Genomic DNA, 17,647 nt, shown 5'->3' with positions numbered 1-17,647 from the left:
AGGCACCCCGTTGTTCTGCACAGGCGTTCATGCAGACAGCGCCGCCAGCAAGGCGGCAGTGGATGGGCCCGCGGCCCGCCGCACATCGGCAAAACCCCTCGCCTGCGCATGCGCCAGCAGACGCGCGCTGCTGGCCGCCACCTGCGCCTGACGCAGCTGGGCCACGCTCGCTGTTGGCAACTGCGCCAGCACGTTGTCCAGCGCCTCGGCGCTCGACAGCAGCAGGCCGAACGGCAGCGTGGCGGCGTCGAGCGCGCGTCGGTGGCGGGCATCCAGTCGCGCCGGGCCGCGCCGATACACGTCGATCCGCTGCACGGCGAAGCCGCGCGCGCTGAGCTCGGGCGCCACCAGGCCGCGTCCACCCGGTGCGCTGATCAGCAGCAGCTGGCGGCCGTGGCCTGTGGCCAGTTCGGCGCATCCGAGCAGGCCCTCGCTGGTCTGCTCGGATGCGGCGCCAGGCTGGATCACGGCGGTGAATCCGGCCTGGCGTAGCGCCTGCGCGGTGCCGGCGCCGACCGCGGCTGCCAATGGGATCTGCGCGGCCAGGTCAGCTCGCAGTCGATGCGCAAACTCCACTGCGGCCGGGCTGGTGAATACCGCGACCTCGATGCGCGTGCTCAATGCTGCATCCAGCGCCGCCTGAGCCGGAAGGGCGGTCAGCTTCAGTCCCGGCAGAGCCAGCGCCTGGGCGCCGCAGGCGCGGATCAAACGAGCCGCCGCCGGCTGCTGGCGACGCTCGCGCAGACAGACGATCGTCCAGCCGCTGAGGGCGTCCGTACTCGTGGGTATCCGTGGCTTCATGCTACTTAGTCTGCCTCGCCTCCCCGGCCCACGTACAAATCGAACGCGCATGAGCTCTGTCGCACCCCTCCGCCTGGCCGAAGCCCCGCCACACGAACTTGGTGCCGACCTGCAGCGCGTCCTGCTGTCGATGCCACCGCTGGCGGCGATGGGCTGCCGCGTCCACGCCTGTGCGGCCGATCGGCTGGTGCTGGCGGCGCCGCTGGCGGCCAATGTCAACGACAAGGGCAGCGCCTTTGGCGGCAGCCTGGCCGGGCTGATGACGGTCTCCTGCTGGGGCCTGTTCAGCCTGCACCTGAAGCGCGCCGGCCTGAGCGCCGAGGTCTACGTGCAGGATTCGAGCACCCAGTATTTCGTTCCGGTGCTGGAAGAGATCCACGCCGAAGCGCGTTTCGCCGAGGGTGAAGACATCGAAGCCGCGATCCGCGCGATGCGCACACGCCGCAAAGCCCGGCTGCGCCTGACCGCCAGCGTGCGGCTGCAGGACGGCCGCGAAGCCGCGCGGCTGGAAGGGCGGTTTGTGGCGCTGGGGCCGGTGGGGTGACGCCGCCACGTCCATTGAGCTTGTGCCGCGTCAACCGCTTCGGCGCACCCCGTGAGGACGAGCTTCCGCACACCGTCGTGCTGCTGGGCGAGATTCCCAACATGCCGGAGCATTGCGTGGTGGTCGATGCCAGCTCTGGGCGTGTGATCGTCGGACTCCACCTCGATCGGCTGGTCGAAGTGCCTGAAGACGAGACCTGAGCAGCGCCACGTAGCCCCTGGGGCTCACCGTCTCGCTTGGTCGGGCAGGCGTTGCATTGCCAGCGGGCCATGCAACGGCCGCTCAACGTTGGGACGCGCTGCGCTTGTCCCAACCTACCGCGTGACAAGGCTGGTTCGCGCGCTGAGACCGCCCGATGAGCGTGTGGCGCGTTCACGGTGAACACGCCTGCGTCAGCAACCACCCACGTGAAGCACTGAGCGCCTCAACTCGCCGCCTGCGAATCCCGAATCCCGGCAATCAGCGCTGACACCGCGGACACCATACCGTCGCGCGCTGGCCGAGGCTCATGTGTTTCAGCGCGGTCCCACAAAGCTTGCAGTTCTCGCCCTCGCGGCCGTACACCAGCAACTCCTGCTCGAAGTAGCCGGGGGCGCCGTCGGGGGCGATGAAATCGCGCAGTGTGGTCCCGCCGCGGACGATCGCGTAGGCGAGGATCTCGCGCACGGCGTCGGCCAGTGCGCGGTAGCGCTCCAGGCTGATCTTGCCGGCGGCGCGGCGCGGGTCGATGCCGGCGCGGAACAGGCTCTCGGCGGCGTAGATGTTGCCGACGCCGACCACCACCACCTGGTCCATCAGAAAGGTCTTGACCGCGGCGCGGCGCTCGCGGCTGAGCCGGAACAGGTGTTCGCCTGAGAAGTCCGGCGACAGTGGCTCCGGGCCGAGACCGGCCAGCAGCGGATGCACCTCGCCCTGCGCCTGCCACAGCAATGCGCCGAAGCGGCGCGGGTCGTTGAAACGCAGCACGCGGCCGTCGTCGAGTTCGAGGTCGACATGGTCGTGAGCACGCAGCGGCACGCCGGGCGCAAGGATGCGCAGGCTGCCGGACATGCCGAGGTGCAGGATCGCGCTGCCGGTCTCCGCCTGCAGCAGCAGGTACTTGGCGCGCCGCTCGACCGCGCGGATGCGCTGGCCGGGCAGCTCGTCGCGGATCTCGGTCGGAATCGGCCAGCGCAGATCCGGCCGGCGCAGGATCGCGGCGGAGATGCGGCGAGTCAGCAGATGCGGCTCGATGCCGCGGCGGGTGGTTTCGACTTCGGGCAGTTCAGGCATGCGGAGGCGGGCTCGTGACGAACGTCAAAACCGGGTCAGGGCAGACTGCTAACATCTGTTCACTCAACAACAGCAAGCGATACCCGCGATGGAAAACTCATTATTCGCCTGGGCCAGTGAAGGTCTGTTCGGCAACAGCTGGCTGCTGGTGGTCGGCGCATTCCTGCTGATGGCCAAGGCCACCCTGCTGTCGGTAACGATCTATCTGCATCGCTGCCAGGCCCATCGCGCGGTCAATCTGCATCCGCTGGTCAGCCATCCGATGCGCTTCTGGCTGTGGTTCACCACCGCGATGGTCACCCAGGACTGGGTCGCCATCCACCGCAAGCACCACGCCCGCTGCGAGACCGCCGAAGACCCGCACAGCCCGCAGGTGCTCGGCATCAACAAGGTGCTGTTCCACGGCGTGACGCTGTACCAGAGCGCGCGCAAGGATCGCACGATCCACGCCCAGTTCGGCCACGGTACGCCGACCGACTGGCTGGAGCGTCACGTGTATTCGCGCTTTCCTGGCCTCGGCCCGAGCCTGCTGCTGTTCGCCGATATCGGCGTGTTCGGCGTCATCGGCATCACCGTGTGGGCACTGCAGATGCTGGTGGTGCCGGTGCTGGCTGCGGGTGTCATCAATGGCCTTGGCCACTGGTGGGGCTACCGCAACTTCGAAACCGATGACCGCGCCACCAATATCAGCCCCTGGGGCCTGATCATTGCCGGCGAGGAACTGCACAACAACCATCACGCCTTTCCGTCGTCGGCGCGCTTTGCGCTGCGCCGGTTCGAGTTCGATATCGGCTGGGCGGTGCTGCGTGTGCTGGCCTTTCTGCGCCTGGCCAAGATCCTGCGCGTCGCGCCCAAACTCGATATCCGCCCGAACATCCAGATGCCCGACACCGACACCCTGCGCGCGGTGCTGGTGCATCGCTTCCAGGTGATGACCGACTACTTCCGCATCGTGGTGGCGCCCAGCCTGCGCGAGGACGTCGCCGGTGCCGGCACCAGCCTGAAGTCGCTGCCCGGCCGCATGCGCCGCGCGCTCAAGGACCACGGCCGCTGGCTCAAGCCCGAGCAGCAGCAGCGCTTGGACAGCTGGATCGCCGCCCACCCGAATCTGGCCACCATCTACGACTACCGCCGCCGCCTGCGTGAGGTGTTCGACCGCACCAGCCAGGGCTCGGACGCCACCCTCGAAGCCCTGCGCGAATGGTGTGCCGAGGCCGAGCGCTCGGGCATCCGCGCGCTGGAGGAGTTCTCGGCGCGATTGAAGGGCTACAGCCTGCAGCCGGTGCGGATCTGAGTCGGCGGCGAGGGTAGGCGTGTCAGCGCCCTGCAAGCTTGATCGAACGCAGCGCTCATCCCGCCCATGAACCCGCCGGCCGCGCACGCAGCCGAGGCGGCGGCACGCAATGTTCGCAGGCGTGAGGGCGAGCGCGGGTCGGTGGCGGTTTAAGCTCCGCGGCATGACGCTCTTCCGGTTCCTTCTTCGTTTGGGTTTTGCCTCGGCCGCTCGTGCTCGTCGCCCGCGCGGGCGACGAGCGTGGGCTGCAGTTCTTCATTGCAGCCTGCTCGGTGCAGCCCTCGCCACGCTGCCGCCTCAGGCGACTGCCGCCAACCTCGCCAGCGATCCGCAGCAACAGCTGCAGCGCATGGACAGCGATGGCGATGGCCGCATCAGCCTGGGCGAGTACCGCGCCTGGATGAGCCGCGGTTTCCGCGCGATGGACGTCAACGGCGACGGCGTTGTGCAGCCGCACGAGTTGCCGCCCGGCACCCGCTTCCGTCGCCGCATGGCGCTGAGCTTGGACGAGCATAACGCGCAGTTGGACGCACGCTTCCGGCTGCAGGATGTGGATGGTTCCGGATTTCTCGACGCGCGCGAGCTGGCCGCGCCGCCGCAGATGGCTCGATGAGCTTGCCTGTCTGATGGATCGCGGCGCAGAACAGAGGCGGCTCGCAAGCCGCGCATCGAGCGCGGATTCAACCAAGCTCGCGAACGAGCCCATCCAGCGTCAGCAATTGATTGAAGCGCGGGGCGATCGAGCGCGCGGGCACCCCCGAACGAATCGCACGCACAGCGCAGGCAGGCCCCGTGGGACTACAGCTGCGGGGTAGCCCGCGGCTTCACCAGCGCGCCGCCGATGGCCGGAAGCAGCGGCAGTTCGACTTCCACCGCGCTGCCCTCGGGCTCGCTGCGACGGCGCAGGCCATAGTCGGTGCCGTAGAGGCGACGGATGCGCTCAGCGGCGTTGTGCAGACCGACGTCGGACTCGGCGTCGGGCGTGCTGCTCGCCTGGTCGACCACTTTCAGCTTCAGTCGGCCGTCGACCTCGCGGGCGATCAGTTTCACCGCCACCAGGGTTTGCCCGGGGTCATCGCTGCGGCGCAGCGCGCTGTCGATCAAGGGCTGCAGAAGCAGCCGTGGCACCCGCAGACCACGCAGGCCTTCCGGCACGTCGATCTGCACGAACAGCCGCTCGGCGAAACGCAGCCGCATGATGTCCAAGTACAGGTCGAGCACGCGCAGTTCCTCAGCCAAGCTGGCCTCGTGCTCGGGGCTCGGCGCGAACGCATGCTTCAACAGGGCCGACAGGCGCCGGATCATCTCCTCGGCGGCAGACGGGCGGCTGTAGATCAACTCGGACACAGCATTGAGCGTGGTGAACAGGAAATGCGGCTCCAACTGCCGGCGCAAGGCCTCAAGCTGGGCTTCCGTGAGGCTGGCATGCAGGCGCTCGGCTTCCAGTTCGCGGTTGCGCGCGGCGCGGTAGCGGTCGATCTGCTGGGTGATCGCGATCACCAGCGCGTACACGATCAGCTGGTTCGGCAGGGACAGCAGAAATCGCTGCAGGCTGGGCAGGTATTCGAACTCGGCCAGCCCCGGCACAGACACCAGCAGGGTTCGCAGCGTCGCCGACAGCGCGGTATGCATAACGCCGACACCCAGCGCGAAGCCGAAATGCAGCGGCAAATGCTGCGCCCAGCGTATACCGCTGACCGGGTAGCGCCGCGCCAGCCACACCATCAGCGGCACCAGCAGAGCTGCCGCCCATGCGCCAGACATTTCCTCAAGCAGCACCCGCAACAGCTCAGCCGAGCGCCCGGCGGCGACGCGGCTCAGGTAGCGATCCACAAAAGTAAGCAGGCCCAGCGCCGAGCTGAGGAACAGCAGGCCCAGGGCGAGCCGATGCCGGCGCACGCGCGCCCGGCCGGACCCGTCGTCGGGATCACTGGGTGTGCGTGAGCTGAGTGGCGGCTGGGTCATCCAGAGCGGACAAGACGTGGGCCACGAAGCCTACCGGCTGCGTGGGTTGGCGTCATCAGCCAGAGTTCGGATGTTGGCGGCTGCGGCTTTCGTCACCGCGGGTGCATCGCTATACTCCGCGGGTTCCCGCCACGCTCGACCTGCTCCGATGCAGGCTCGGGCGTGCGCGCCAATGCTCAACCGAATCTGATGCAGGTGATGCTGTGGGTACTCACGACCAGCTGTTCTTGAAGCGATTCTCGCTGATCATCGCGGCCCTTACGGTGTTGACCATCGTGTTGATTCTCGGGGCCCGCGCCCTTTACCTGAGCGCGCCGACCGAGCCGAGCCCGCTGGCCGAGCAGCGTCTGGTCGAGAGGCTGCGCCCGGCCGGCGCGGTCTACGCCGGCGAGACCGGCGCTGCGGCAATGGCTGCGGCGGCCGAAGCTGCAGCCAAAGCGGCGGCCGGCATGGTCGCCTATGGCGGCAGCGTTGACGGCAAATACATCTACGATCAGCTGTGCGGCGCCTGTCATACCTCCGGCGCAGCCGGCGCGCCCAAGCTGCTCTCTGCAGAGTGGGCGGCGCGCGTCCCGCAGGGTGTGGAAACGCTGGTCAAGCACGCGATCGAGGGCTACCAGGGCGCCGCGGGCGTGATGCCTGCGCGAGGTGGCAACCCTTCGCTCAACGATGAGCAAGTCGAGGCATCGGTGCGCTGGATGTTGGACAACCTCAAATAATCCGCGGGGGCTTGGTGGCAGTGCCGGGATCGCTCCGGCTCAAGTTCCCTACCGACGCCGCCCCGCAAGGGCGGCGTTGTCGTCTCAGCAGGACTCGCATCGCATGAGTGTGTTCCGTTTGCGCCCGCAGCTGCTGTCCATGGCCCTGATCTGCACGGCCTTGGCCGCCTGCACCGACAGCGGCAGCCAGGACGTGCCGATCGCCCCGCGTCGCATCGGCGATCTGCAGGGCAGCGCTGATCGCAGTCCTTTCGAGGGACAGAGGTTGCGCATCCAGGGCGTGGTCACCAGTAACTTCGCCAACGGTCTGGGCGGATTTTTCATGCAGGACGCGGTCGGCGAAGCCGACGCCGATCCGGCGACTTCGGACGGCATCTTCGTCGAGTGGCCGCGCGAGTCTGTGCCGAAGGTGCGGCGCGGTGACCGCGTGCGGGTGAGCGCGATAGTGCGCGAGATCGGCCCCGAGCGGGCGTCGATGACAACGCTCGTCGAGGCCCGCGTCGAAGTGCTGGGACGGGCCGCCGCCGCGGCGAGCGTGCTGCGCGAGGCGCCCGCGCGCGCGACCGACTACGAACGACTGGAGGGCATGTGGGTGCGCATCGACGCTCCGCTGACGGTCAGTGGCAACGACGGTCTGCTGCGTTTTGGCGAGCTGCATGTGAGCTTCGGCGAGCGCTTGCGCAGCATCACCGATGTGCACCCGCCTGGGGCGGAAGCGCGCGCGCTGGGCGTCGAGCAGGATCGACGCAGCCTGCTGCTGGATGATGGTCGTCGCAGCGAGTACCCGGAAAAGCTGTGGTTCCTGTCGGAGCCGCTGTCGAACGCCGCACCACTGCGCGCCGGCAGCCAGCTGGGCGGTGCCGAAGGTCTGCTCGAACAAGGCTTCGGTCGCTGGGTACTGCAGCTGCGGCGTGATCTGGCAGTTGCCGCGCAGGCGCCGCGGCCTGCCCTGCCTGAGCTGCAGCCGGGTCTGCGTGTGGCCAGCTTCAACGTCGAGAATTTCTTCAATGGCAACGGCCGCGGCGCTGGCTTCCCGACCCCGCGCGGTGCGGCCACGCCCGCCGACTTCGGCCGCCAGCGGGCCAAGATCATCAGCGCCCTCGCGCAGGCACGCCCCGACGTGGCTGGACTGCTGGAGCTTGAGAACGATGGGTATGGCAAGCGCAGTGCGCTGGCCGAACTGGTCGATGCGCTGAATGCCGCAGTCGCCGATGCCGATGCGGATCCCGCTGCCGGTGACTACCGCTTCATCGAAACTCCCGAACCCCTCGGCGGCGACCAGATCCGGGTTGCGCTGATCTACCGCGCGCGCGCCGTCAGCCCCGAAGGTGCGCCGGCCAGCCTCAACAGCGGTGCGTTCGAGCGGGGCGGCCGAGCGCCCTTGCTGCAGACATTCCGCCCGCACGACGGCGGAGCGCCGTTCTCGGTCGTGGTCAATCACTGGAAATCGAAAGGCGGCTGCGACGGTGCTGAGGGCGGTGACCGCGATCAGGGTGATGGCCAGGGCTGCTGGAATGCCTCCCGTGTTCAGGCCGCCCGTGAGCTGCTGGCCTGGCTGGACAGCGGCATCGGCAGCGCCGACGCCGGACGTCGCTTGATCCTCGGTGATCTGAATGCGTACAGCCACGAGGATCCGGTACGTCTGCTGCGCAGCGCGGGCTATCGGCAAGCGCTTGAGCTGGCCGGCCGCGGCAGCGAGTTCAGCTACAACTACCGCGGCTACGGCGGCAGTCTCGACCACGCGCTCGCCAGCCCGGCGCTGGCGGCCGATGTGCGTGATGCGGCGATCTGGGCGATCAATGCGGACGAGGCCGAAGCCTTCGGTTATGCGGCATACGCACGCAATGCCGACTGGTACAGCGCAGAGCCGTGGGCCAGTTCGGACCACGATCCGCTGATCATGATCTTGCGCAGCGCAGCCAGCGCGCCCTGAGCGCAGATCCGGTGCGCCAGTTGGCCTCCGGTATCATCCTCCGACCGCCTGTACGGATCTTCTGATGATCAACGCCCCTGCCCAATTTCCTGAAAGCGCGGCCGAGCTGCTGCTGCCCGGGTCGGCCGGTGCCTTGGAGACCGTGACCGAAGTGCCTGAGCCCGAGCTTGCGCGCGCCGGCACGGCGGTGATCTGCCATCCGCATCCGCTCCACAGCGGTACCATGCACAACAAGGTGGTCACCATGGTCGAGCGCAGCCTGCGCGAGCTCGGCCTGCGTACCGTGCGCTTCAACTTCCGTGGCGTTGGCGCCTCCGAGGGCGAGTACGACGACGGTCGCGGTGAAACCCTCGATCTGCTCGCCGTGGCGGAGTGGGTACATGCAGTGCGTCCGAACGATGCCCTGTGGCTGGCCGGATTCTCGTTCGGCAGCTATGTCGCCCTGTTGGGCGCGCGCCATCTGCCGGTGAAACAGATGATTTCGATCGCCCCGCCGGCCGGCCGCTGGGACTTCTCGGCCGTGCTGCCACCGACCTGCCCGTGGTTGGTGGTGCAGGGTGAAGAGGACGATGTGGTCGAGCCCCAGGCCGTGTTCGACTGGGTCGACAGCCTGCCCGAACCGCCGACTCTGGTGCGCATGCCGGAAGCCGGGCATTTCTTTCACCGACGGTTGATGGACCTGCGTGGCGCAGTCAAGAACGGTGTACGCAGCAACCTGCCGCCGCTGCTGAATCCGTGAGCCACAGCGTTGTCGGCGCGGTGCCGAGCGGGCCGATCCGTGCTTATCTTGCGGGCGCTGCTGACGGGCGCTGGCAGCAGGACTCCGCCCAGCTGTCGGCGCTGCGTGAGCTTGAGCGCATCCAGACCGACCTGCTTGATCGGCCAACGCCGAGCCTGTTCGATCGCCTGCGCGGACGCCGGCCGCCGCCGCCGCGCGGGCTGTACCTGTGGGGCGGCGTTGGGCGCGGCAAGACCTTTGTGGTCGATCTGTTCTTCGAACAGTTGCCCATCACCGCCAAGCGTCGCGTGCATTTCCATCGCTTCATGTCGGAAGTGCACGAACGCCTGGGCGCATTGCCCGGCCGTGCCGACCCGCTGGCCGAGGTCGCCGCCGACCTCGCGAAGCAGGCGAACCTGCTGTGCCTGGACGAGTTCTTCGTCGTCGACATCGGTGACGCGATGATCCTGGGCCGCCTGCTGCACCACCTGTTCGCGCGCGGCGTGTGCCTGGTCACCACCTCCAACACCCCGCCCGATAATCTGTATCGCGAGGGCCTGCAGCGTGAGCGCTTTTTGCCGGCGATCGCGCAGCTGAAGTCGCACTGCGCGGTGCACGAAATGGCCAGCAGCACCGACTACCGCCTGCGCAATCTGCGCCAGTGCCGGACCTGGCTGGTCCCGGATGGCAGCGATGCCGACCGCGAACTCGAATCGCTGTACGCAAAGCTCAGCGTCGAAGCCGAACAGGGCGCCGGGCCGCTGCGCATCAATGGCCGCGAGATCCCGTGTCGCCGCCATGCCGAGGGCGTGGCCTGGTTCGATTTCGCCGCCCTCTGCGAAGGCCCACGCGCGGTGGATGACTACATCGAGATCGCGCGCGACTTCCACACCGTGCTGCTGTCCGGCCTGCCGCAACTCGACCTTCCACTCGACAATGCCGCGCGCCGATTTGTTCACCTGGTAGACGAGTTCTACGACCGCGCCGTGAACCTGGTGGTCGCCGCCGCGGTGCCGATTCTGGATCTGTACGTCGGCCAGCGCTTACGCCATGAATTCGAGCGCACCTGCAGTCGGCTGATCGAGATGCAGAGTGAGGACTACCTGGGCCGGGAGCACCGGCCGTGAATGCGCGTGCGGCCGCGCCCTGGGCGATGGCTGCGCTGGGTTTCTCGCTGGCCGTGTGCTTGTTCGCACCCGGCTGGTTGAGCTGGGACGGGGCGTATCAATGGAAGCAGGCGCGGACTGGCGCTTTCGATTCCACGCACCCGCCGTTGCTGACCTTGTTATGGCATTGGATCGAGCCCCATTGGAGCGGACCCGGCTCGATGCTGGTGCTGCAGCAGGGCATGATCTGGGCCGGTCTGGCCGGCATCGCAGCAAGTCTCAATGTGCACTGGGGGCTGCGTGCGTTGCTGGTGCTCGCGATCGGTCTGTGGCCGCCGCTGCTGCTGCTCAGCGCCCACATCTTCAAGGACATCCCGATGCTCGGCGCGTTTGCGCTGGCGGTGTGGATGCTGTGTCTGGACCTCCGGCATCCCAGCTGGCGATTGCGGATCGCAGCCCTGCTGCTGTTGCTGCTCGCCTGCGCATGTCGTCACAACGCGGTGACCGGTGCACTGCCGCTACTGACATGGATTGTCTGGCGCAGCCTGACGCAGTTGCCGCGTGTGGCCACACGGCGGCCACCGCCTGGCGCGTTGGCACGAGGCCCGTTTTCAGCAGGCCCGTTTTCACCAGGCCTGATTGCAGTGCCGGTTGCAACGGTGATGGCACTCGGTTTGCACGCGCTGGCGCAACTGCCGAACCTTGGCGAGGGCGTCAAGAACCCGCAGGCAGTGTGGTCCGTCGTCGCGCTGTGGGACATGGCCGCGGTCTCTCTGGTCGAAAGCGAGATGCACATACCCAAGCCGTTCCAGCTGCCGGGCGCGCGGGTTGAGGCGATGCGCCCGCATTTCAACGAGTGGACAAACACCACACTCTTCCTGAGCGGTCAGCTGAGCCACACCTTGTGGCAGGACTTTCCCGACGAGAACGTCCTTGAGCTGCGTCAAGCCTGGTTTCGCCTTCCCCTGGAGCATCCTGGTCCGTACTTCGCGCATCGCCTGCGCTTGGCTGCGCTGCTGTTCGGGTTCGACAACGCCGCCTTGCCAGACCATCAGGTGCTGATGATGGGCTTTGTCGCGATGGAGGGTAATCCGTCGATCGAACAGGTGCCCAATGCCTGGCGACAGGCCTGGATCGATTGGGGCATGCGCAATACCGACGGGCCATTCTTCATGGGCTGGCTGTACTTGTTGCTGGCCGCGGGGACAGCTATCGCCGCTGTTCCCGGTTGTTTGCGCGATCAGCCGCATGCCGCATTGGCGGCGGCTGTCGCAGCGTCGTCCTTGGCGTATGCCTTGCCGCTGGTGTTCGTCTCTGGTAGTGCCGAGTTTCGCTATCTGGCCTGGCCGATCCAGGCCGCCCTGCTCGCGCCCGCCCTGCTGTGGGTGGGACATCGCGCCTCCGAACACCCGGTCGTCAGCCGCGGCTGACGCGGTCCCGAGCGCGCGCGGCAGGTGCTTAGGTAGTCCGCCAGTTCGCGCTGGCGCAGCGAGCGGATCTGGTCCGCGCACCGCTGGATGCAATCTTTCCGGGCTAGAATCATCGCCGCCGCGTGCAAGTCATGTGCCGCGGCATTGCTATCCGGCTGCGACTCGCCCGCGTGCAGGGGTGCGCTGAGCGCAGTCGCCGTGATTTCCGATCCGCGAGCCGCCGCAGCCATGTGGCGCGACGCGTGGTGCCCACCGGTTTGAGGTCAACGCATGAGTTCAGTCGACGTCGTTGCAGCGCCCCCCCTGACCCGGCCCGAGCAGCCGCAGCGCCTGTACTGGATGCTGATCTTCTTCGTCGCCTCCGGCGTTTCCGGACTGATCTACCAGTCGCTGTGGAGCCAGTACCTGAGCCTGCTGCTGGGCAGTTCTGCCTACGCGCAATCGCTGGTGTTGTCGATCTTCATGGGCGGCATGGCCACCGGCGCCTGGCTGGCGGCACATTTCGTCGGGCGTATCCGCAATCTGCTGCTCGCCTATGGGCTGATTGAGGGCATCGTCGGTCTTGTCGGCGTCGCCTTCCATGCCTTGTTCCTGCTGGTCAGCGCCTGGTTGTACAGCGAGTGGCTGCCCTCGCTGGGCTCGCCTGAGGCGGTTGGAATCTCGCGCTGGGTGGTTGCAGCCGCTCTGATCCTGCCGCAGACCATTCTGCTCGGCATGACCTTCCCGATCATGAGTGCGGGATTGATGCGCTGGATGCCGCAGCGGGCGGGTGCGGTGCTTGGAGGTCTGTACTTCTACAACTCGATCGGCGCCGCGGCCGGTGCTCTGCTCGCCACCTTTGTGCTGGTGCCGGCCGGTGGCTTGCCGGGTGCGATGGGCTTGGCGGGCATCCTCAACTTGTTGATTCTCGCGGGCGTCTGGTTTGCCCGGGTGCCGGCACGGTCGGTCGAGAATGCACCCACCCTGCAGGAACTCGGGGCCTCAGCTGCCGAAGCGCCAGCGCGAAGCGGACGCGATCCCGTGGCACTGGCGGTCCTGCTGATCGCCGGTCTGACCGGGCTCTCATCCTTCATGTACGAGGTGGGCTGGATCCGCATGCTGTCACTGGCCTTGGGCACCAGCCAGCACGCGTTCGAACTGATGCTGGCCGCCTTTATCGGCGGCCTCGCCCTCGGCGGTCTGTACGTGCGTGGCCGGCTGGACCAGGTGGCGGACCCGATGCGCTATGCCGGCTATATCCAGCTTGCCATGGGCCTCGCGGCGCTGGCGACGCTGCCCCTCTACGACCACGCGTTTCTGTTGGTCAGCGGCACCTTGGACACGCTGGCACCCACGGCCAGCGGCTATTTGTTCTACAACCTCGCGACGGCCAGTGTCGCCATCGCAATCATGCTGCCTGCGGCCTTCTTTGCCGGCATGACCCTGCCGGTGCTGACTTTCGTGCTGCTGCGCCGTGGCGCGGGCGAACGCGCGATCGGCCACGCGTATGCCATCAATACTCTGGGTGCGATCATCGGGGTCATCTGCATGGTCCACTTCGCGATGCCGGCGATGGGGCTGAAACTCGGCATGGTGTTCGCCGCCTCGATCGATCTGGTGCTCGGTCTGCTGCTGCTGTGGATGGCGCGCGGCCGACAGCTGCCGCGGCGACTGGCGCTGGCCACCGCAGTCTCCATTGGCGCCATCGTGGTGGTACTGCTGAGCGCGAAATTCGATCCGATGCGCCTGCACTCGGGCGTGTATCGGACCCGCGTTGCGGAACTCGATGCCAGCCGCAGCGTGCTCTACCAGGCCGATGGAAAGACGGCGTCGATCGCCCTGCACGGCATTCCGAACAAGACCCTGACCATCGCTACCAACGGCAAGCCTGACGCCTCGTTGAACATGGATCCCGCGCTGTCGCCCACCCCGGATGAGCCGACCATGATCATCGCGGCGCTGCTGGGGCTGGCCGCGAACCCGCAGGCACGCGAGGTCGCCAACATCGGCTTCGGCTCCGGTCTGACCACCCACGTTTTCGCCAGCGATCCGCGCCTGTCCAGCATCACTACGGTTGAAATCGAGCCGCGCATGGTCGATGCCGCGCGCGGTTTCGGGTCGCGGGTCGCGGCCGCGTTTGACGACCCACGCTCCAAGATCGTCATCGACGACGCTCGCGCGTACTTTTCCGGCCAGGCGGCGCGCTACGACATCATCGTCTCCGAACCCTCCAACCCGTGGGTGGCCGGCGTCGCCAAGCTGTTCTCGATCGAGTTCTATGCGTTCGTCAAGCGCCATCTGAAACCCGACGGACTGCTGGTGCAATGGGTGCAAGCCTATGAAATCTCAGATGCCACCCTGCTGACCGTGCTGCGCGCGCTCGACGGTGAGTTCGACGACTACGCGCTGTACCTCAGCAACAACAGCGACATCATCATCGTGGCATCTCCGACCGGAGCCCTGCCCGAGCTTGACAGCAGCTTTCTGCTGCAGCCGGAGCTGCGCGCACTGGCCGATCTGTCAGGAATCAGGACAATCCAGGATCTGCGCGAACGCAAGCTGGCCGACCGCAGCCGGATCCGGCCCCTGCTCGATCTCGATGCGGGCCCGGTCAACTCCGATTTCCAGCCGATCCTTGCTCACTGGGCCCCGCGTGATCGCTACATGCACGCGCGCGCCGAGCTGGTGCTGGGTCTGTACAGGAGCCCGATGGGGGTGCTTCAGTCAGCAGATCCCGCTGCGCACGTCAGCAACGGCGCCGACGCCTCGCGCGATCCAAAGGTTGGCATGCAGTTGGTGCACGACCGCCGCTATGCCGAGGAGTTGGCGGCTGCCTTGAACGGAGAGTCCCCCGCTGGCCCGCGCCGCGATGAGCCGCAGGATCTGCGCTGGCTGGGGCTGGGGGAGCGTTTGCGTGGATTGGGTTCTGAATGTCTGCACTCGGCGACGCCGGTGGCGGTCAATCGGATGCTGATCGAGGCCTACAACCAGACCGCGGCGTTCCTGCCGCCTGAGCGTCTGCTGGCACTGTGGTCAGCGTCCGATTGGTTGCGCTGCGAGGAGGCAAGCTTGCCGGCGGCAGTTGCACCGATTCAGCGTGTTCTCGCGTCCCTGGCGCGGCGTGATTGGGTGAACCTGCGTTCCGATCTGGCGCTCGTCGAGGGCCTGGCGACGGCCGACCTTGCGATCTCCGAGCGGCGCCTGTTGGCACATGTTGCCCTGCTTGCCGCGTACGGCAGCGAGGGAGAGCAGGGTCTGGAGCTCGAGCTCGTTCAGCAGCTCAAGTCTGAAGGCTTGAACGAAGCGCAGCGTTTCGAACTGCGCTTGACTGCCGGGTCCTTGCATCGCGCGCGTGCAGAGCCGGCGCAGCTTCTGCAGAGCCGGGGTTAGCGTGTCGGCGGATGCCTGAGTCTTCTGTAGCCGCAGCTCTTGCGTCTTGCTCACGCGATGAAGGTATCAACAGAAACACTTTTCAGGCACAGCCAAGCACTTGTCACGCTGCGTGACATCGGCTAGATTCCAACCAACTGTAACGCAACCGTTGTATTCCCATGGTTGACTACAGCAGCCTCGCCGGCGGTGCGCTTCACCTGGGGGTGAGCAAGAGGAATCGGCAGGCAAACTCAAGCGACAACAAGCAAAGCGTCTGTAATCCATCCCGTGAGCAGCGACGCTGCCCACGCACTATCGTCGACTGCACGGATGCACGTCGACTCCAAAAGCCACATCAACTTCGGTAGGGGAGTCTCAAATGAGCAAGATCATCGGTTTCCGTTCAAGCAAGCGTATGTTCGGTCAGGGCATGACCGAGTACATCATCATCGTCGCCCTGATTGCGATCGCTGCCATCGCCGTGACCAGCCTGTTCGGCGGCACGGTCCGCAGCCAGGTCGCCGGTATGGCTCAGGAAATGAGTGGTACCTCCGCCAACGCCCAGATTGGCAACGCGAAGGCCGCTGCGCAGACCGCTGCCAGCGTCGCCAACGACACCCACAAGACGACGACGCTGGGTAACTACGACAAGGCTGGCAGCAACGCTGTCAACTAAGTCAGTAGGCGGATGCCGCGAGGTTGTGGGCCCAAGCCCCGCCTCGCGGCAGCTACGCCGAGAATCTGTAACCGTGTCGGTCTAATCATCGCCTCTCGAAAGAGTGGTCGTGTCGCGTCCGCTCGCCTGCGCTGCTCGTTTTGCAACGCCAGCTGGTTCTGGCCTACGCGTGCGCAGCCTCGCCGGGCAACCGTGGTTCGGCCTGCCTGCTTGGGTGGCCGTTTGGATCGATGAGAATGCCTTCTGCCCGAGCGCCCCAAGACCGGATTCGCGAATCCTGTCCGCGGGCAACGCTGTGAACGAGTCAATGAGGTCGGCCATGCGCACATCCAACCGCGAGCGCGGCCACGCCACCATGCTGACGATCATTCTGTTCGGAGTGCTCTCGCTGGCCGGTGTGGGCATGTACAACACCGGACTGATGACAACGGACAAGGTCCGGCTGCAAACGGTGTCCGATTCCGCAGCTTACAGCGTCGCCCAGGCCGTGGCCCGCGACATGAACTTCAAGGCCTACACGAATCGCGCGATGGTGGCCAACCAAGTTGCCGTGGCGCAGGTCGTCGGTCTCGCGTCCTGGACCAAGATGCTTCGCAACGCGGGGCAGAATTTCAATCGAGTCACGACGCCGCTGCAGGCAATTCCATACGTGGGCGCGGTGATCCGTGTACTCGGCCAGATCATCGAGCAGACCACCCGTATCTTCGACGAAGCGATTGCGGCGATCACCCCGATTCTGGTGGCAGCTGAAGAGGCCGTTCTCACCGCCATTTCTGCGGCGCAGATCGCCCATCATGGACTCACCCTGGGTCTGGGGCAGGCCGCGCTCGAAGATGTCGTGTCCGGCTCGGACCCCAGCATCAATACTTCATCGGTGATCACCAATACGGCGATGTGGACTTCATTCTTCAATGCCTGGGGCAACAAACAGGTGTTGATCTCGCCGCCGCCCAAGAACCGCCTCAATACCAACGATCGGCGAGCGCGCGAGCGGATGGAAGAGTTCCGCACCGTTACCGAGGAAAGCCGCGACGGCTTCACTCGCCGTCGCACCTACAGCTGGTTCGAAGTCTCCTGGCTGTGGCCGGCGCAGTTCCGCGTGCGCAAATTCGGTGGCTCCGATCTGATGCCCAATCCGAGCAACGACCGGAACTTCAATTTCAACTGGACGGCAATGGATGTGGTTGGCGTCGAGACGCGGACCTGGAATTTTCGTCGCTTCCGCTGGGGCTCCTGGAGGGAGACGCTGCCCTTCGGCTATGGCGCCGCGCATGCGCTGACCACTGGCAACACCTATTTCTATCGCAACCAATGGAACAGCCGTCGCGAGAACCAGTACGTGTGGGGCGATGGGGTTCGTGAAATGCCGATGAACGCTAACATCGCCCAGACCCGCTACGGCAACAACAACCTGCAGCGCAGCGGCGGCCTACGCCCCTTCTTCGACCTGCGTGATCGTGGACGCGTGCCGCAAGACGATCTGAACGTAAAGATTCTGCTCACCAAAGGCAGCGGCGATGTCGGCAGCTGGGAAAGGACGATTGTCGCGGCGGGCGGAACGGTGACGCCCTTGATCAATAGCCAGGAGCGTGGCGGCATGGTCGGAGACCGAATGGCCTCGCTGGCCAAGGCGGGCGTGTACTTCTCTCGCGATCACGACCCAAGCTTCCGCTCCAGCGGTAGCCGGGTGGACCTGCGTGGAACCGACGCTGGACGCAGGCGCGATTTCGGTGATCTCTACAACCCGTATTGGCAGGTGAGGCTGCTGCCGCCGACATTGGCCGAGCGCACACTGGCCTTGGCCGCCGTGGGGGTGGAACTGTGAGCACCCTGCACAC

At 66.4% G+C, this 17,647-nt stretch carries 15 protein-coding genes; 12 read left to right on the top strand and 3 right to left on the bottom strand.

Annotated features, from left to right (window positions below):
* Positions 1–27: 27 nt before the first annotated feature.
* Complete coding sequence (locus tag ACIQ7H_RS03220; protein WP_395788327.1) at positions 28–801, bottom strand: uroporphyrinogen-III synthase; 774 nt, start codon at positions 799–801, stop codon at positions 28–30.
* A gap of 49 nt (positions 802–850) precedes the next feature.
* Between ACIQ7H_RS03220 and ACIQ7H_RS03215 the strand changes: the two genes are divergently transcribed.
* Both ACIQ7H_RS03215 and ACIQ7H_RS03210 read left to right on the top strand, forming a co-directional pair.
* Positions 851–1,345: a YiiD C-terminal domain-containing protein gene (locus ACIQ7H_RS03215; RefSeq protein WP_395788325.1), complete on the top strand. Its 495-nt coding sequence runs from the start codon at positions 851–853 to the stop codon at positions 1,343–1,345.
* Between the two features lie 14 nt (positions 1,346–1,359).
* On the top strand, positions 1,360–1,545 hold the full coding sequence (locus ACIQ7H_RS03210) for a hypothetical protein (RefSeq protein ID WP_395788323.1): 186 nt from the start codon (positions 1,360–1,362) through the stop codon (positions 1,543–1,545).
* Positions 1,546–1,804: 259 nt separating this feature from the next.
* On the opposite strand, the gene mutM is transcribed toward ACIQ7H_RS03210, so the two are convergent.
* Positions 1,805–2,617: a bifunctional DNA-formamidopyrimidine glycosylase/DNA-(apurinic or apyrimidinic site) lyase gene (gene mutM, locus ACIQ7H_RS03205; RefSeq protein ID WP_395788321.1), complete on the bottom strand. Its 813-nt coding sequence runs from the start codon at positions 2,615–2,617 to the stop codon at positions 1,805–1,807.
* 88 nt (positions 2,618–2,705) lie between these two features.
* Between mutM and ACIQ7H_RS03200 the strand changes: the two genes are divergently transcribed.
* Both ACIQ7H_RS03200 and ACIQ7H_RS03195 read left to right on the top strand, forming a co-directional pair.
* Complete coding sequence (locus ACIQ7H_RS03200) at positions 2,706–3,911, top strand: fatty acid desaturase (protein WP_395788319.1); 1,206 nt, start codon at positions 2,706–2,708, stop codon at positions 3,909–3,911.
* A 163-nt stretch (positions 3,912–4,074) separates the two neighbouring features.
* On the top strand, positions 4,075–4,524 hold the full coding sequence (locus ACIQ7H_RS03195) for an EF-hand domain-containing protein (protein ID WP_395788317.1): 450 nt from the start codon (positions 4,075–4,077) through the stop codon (positions 4,522–4,524).
* Positions 4,525–4,709: 185 nt separating this feature from the next.
* On the opposite strand, the gene ACIQ7H_RS03190 is transcribed toward ACIQ7H_RS03195, so the two are convergent.
* Complete coding sequence (locus ACIQ7H_RS03190; RefSeq protein WP_395788315.1) at positions 4,710–5,876, bottom strand: sensor histidine kinase; 1,167 nt, start codon at positions 5,874–5,876, stop codon at positions 4,710–4,712.
* A 203-nt stretch (positions 5,877–6,079) separates the two neighbouring features.
* Here ACIQ7H_RS03190 and ACIQ7H_RS03185 point away from each other — a divergent pair, with 203 nt between their 5' ends.
* The 8 genes from ACIQ7H_RS03185 to ACIQ7H_RS03150 all read left to right on the top strand — a co-directional run bounded on the left by ACIQ7H_RS03185 (position 6,080) and on the right by ACIQ7H_RS03150 (position 17,634).
* Entirely contained in the window at positions 6,080–6,595 is a 516-nt protein-coding gene (locus ACIQ7H_RS03185) for a c-type cytochrome (RefSeq protein ID WP_395788313.1), read from the top strand.
* A gap of 103 nt (positions 6,596–6,698) precedes the next feature.
* A complete protein-coding gene (locus tag ACIQ7H_RS03180; RefSeq protein WP_395788311.1) occupies positions 6,699–8,528 on the top strand; it encodes an ExeM/NucH family extracellular endonuclease in 1,830 nt (609 codons plus the stop codon).
* 64 nt (positions 8,529–8,592) lie between these two features.
* Positions 8,593–9,267, top strand: coding sequence for an alpha/beta hydrolase (locus ACIQ7H_RS03175; protein ID WP_395788309.1), 675 nt, complete (start codon positions 8,593–8,595; stop codon positions 9,265–9,267).
* A complete protein-coding gene (gene zapE / locus ACIQ7H_RS03170; RefSeq protein ID WP_395788307.1) occupies positions 9,264–10,373 on the top strand; it encodes a cell division protein ZapE in 1,110 nt (369 codons plus the stop codon). Before ACIQ7H_RS03175 ends, zapE begins: the two co-directional genes overlap by 4 nt.
* Entirely contained in the window at positions 10,370–11,782 is a 1,413-nt protein-coding gene (locus ACIQ7H_RS03165; RefSeq protein WP_395788305.1) for a hypothetical protein, read from the top strand. The genes zapE and ACIQ7H_RS03165 overlap by 4 nt, the downstream gene beginning before the upstream one ends.
* Positions 11,783–12,052: 270 nt before the next feature.
* Entirely contained in the window at positions 12,053–15,151 is a 3,099-nt protein-coding gene (locus tag ACIQ7H_RS03160; protein WP_395788303.1) for a spermine synthase, read from the top strand.
* Between the two features lie 361 nt (positions 15,152–15,512).
* Positions 15,513–15,809 (top strand): pilus assembly protein, encoded by a 297-nt coding sequence (locus ACIQ7H_RS03155; protein WP_395788301.1) that lies wholly within the window; start codon positions 15,513–15,515, stop codon positions 15,807–15,809.
* A gap of 319 nt (positions 15,810–16,128) precedes the next feature.
* Positions 16,129–17,634: a pilus assembly protein TadG-related protein gene (locus ACIQ7H_RS03150; RefSeq protein ID WP_395788299.1), complete on the top strand. Its 1,506-nt coding sequence runs from the start codon at positions 16,129–16,131 to the stop codon at positions 17,632–17,634.
* The last annotated feature ends 13 nt before the right edge of the window (positions 17,635–17,647 follow it).

This window comes from Aquimonas sp. (genome assembly GCF_044377145.1).
GTDB lineage: Bacteria > Pseudomonadota > Gammaproteobacteria > Xanthomonadales > Xanthomonadaceae > Aquimonas.
Note: the sequence above shows the minus strand (reverse complement) of the source record. Positions and strands in the feature narration are given on the sequence as shown.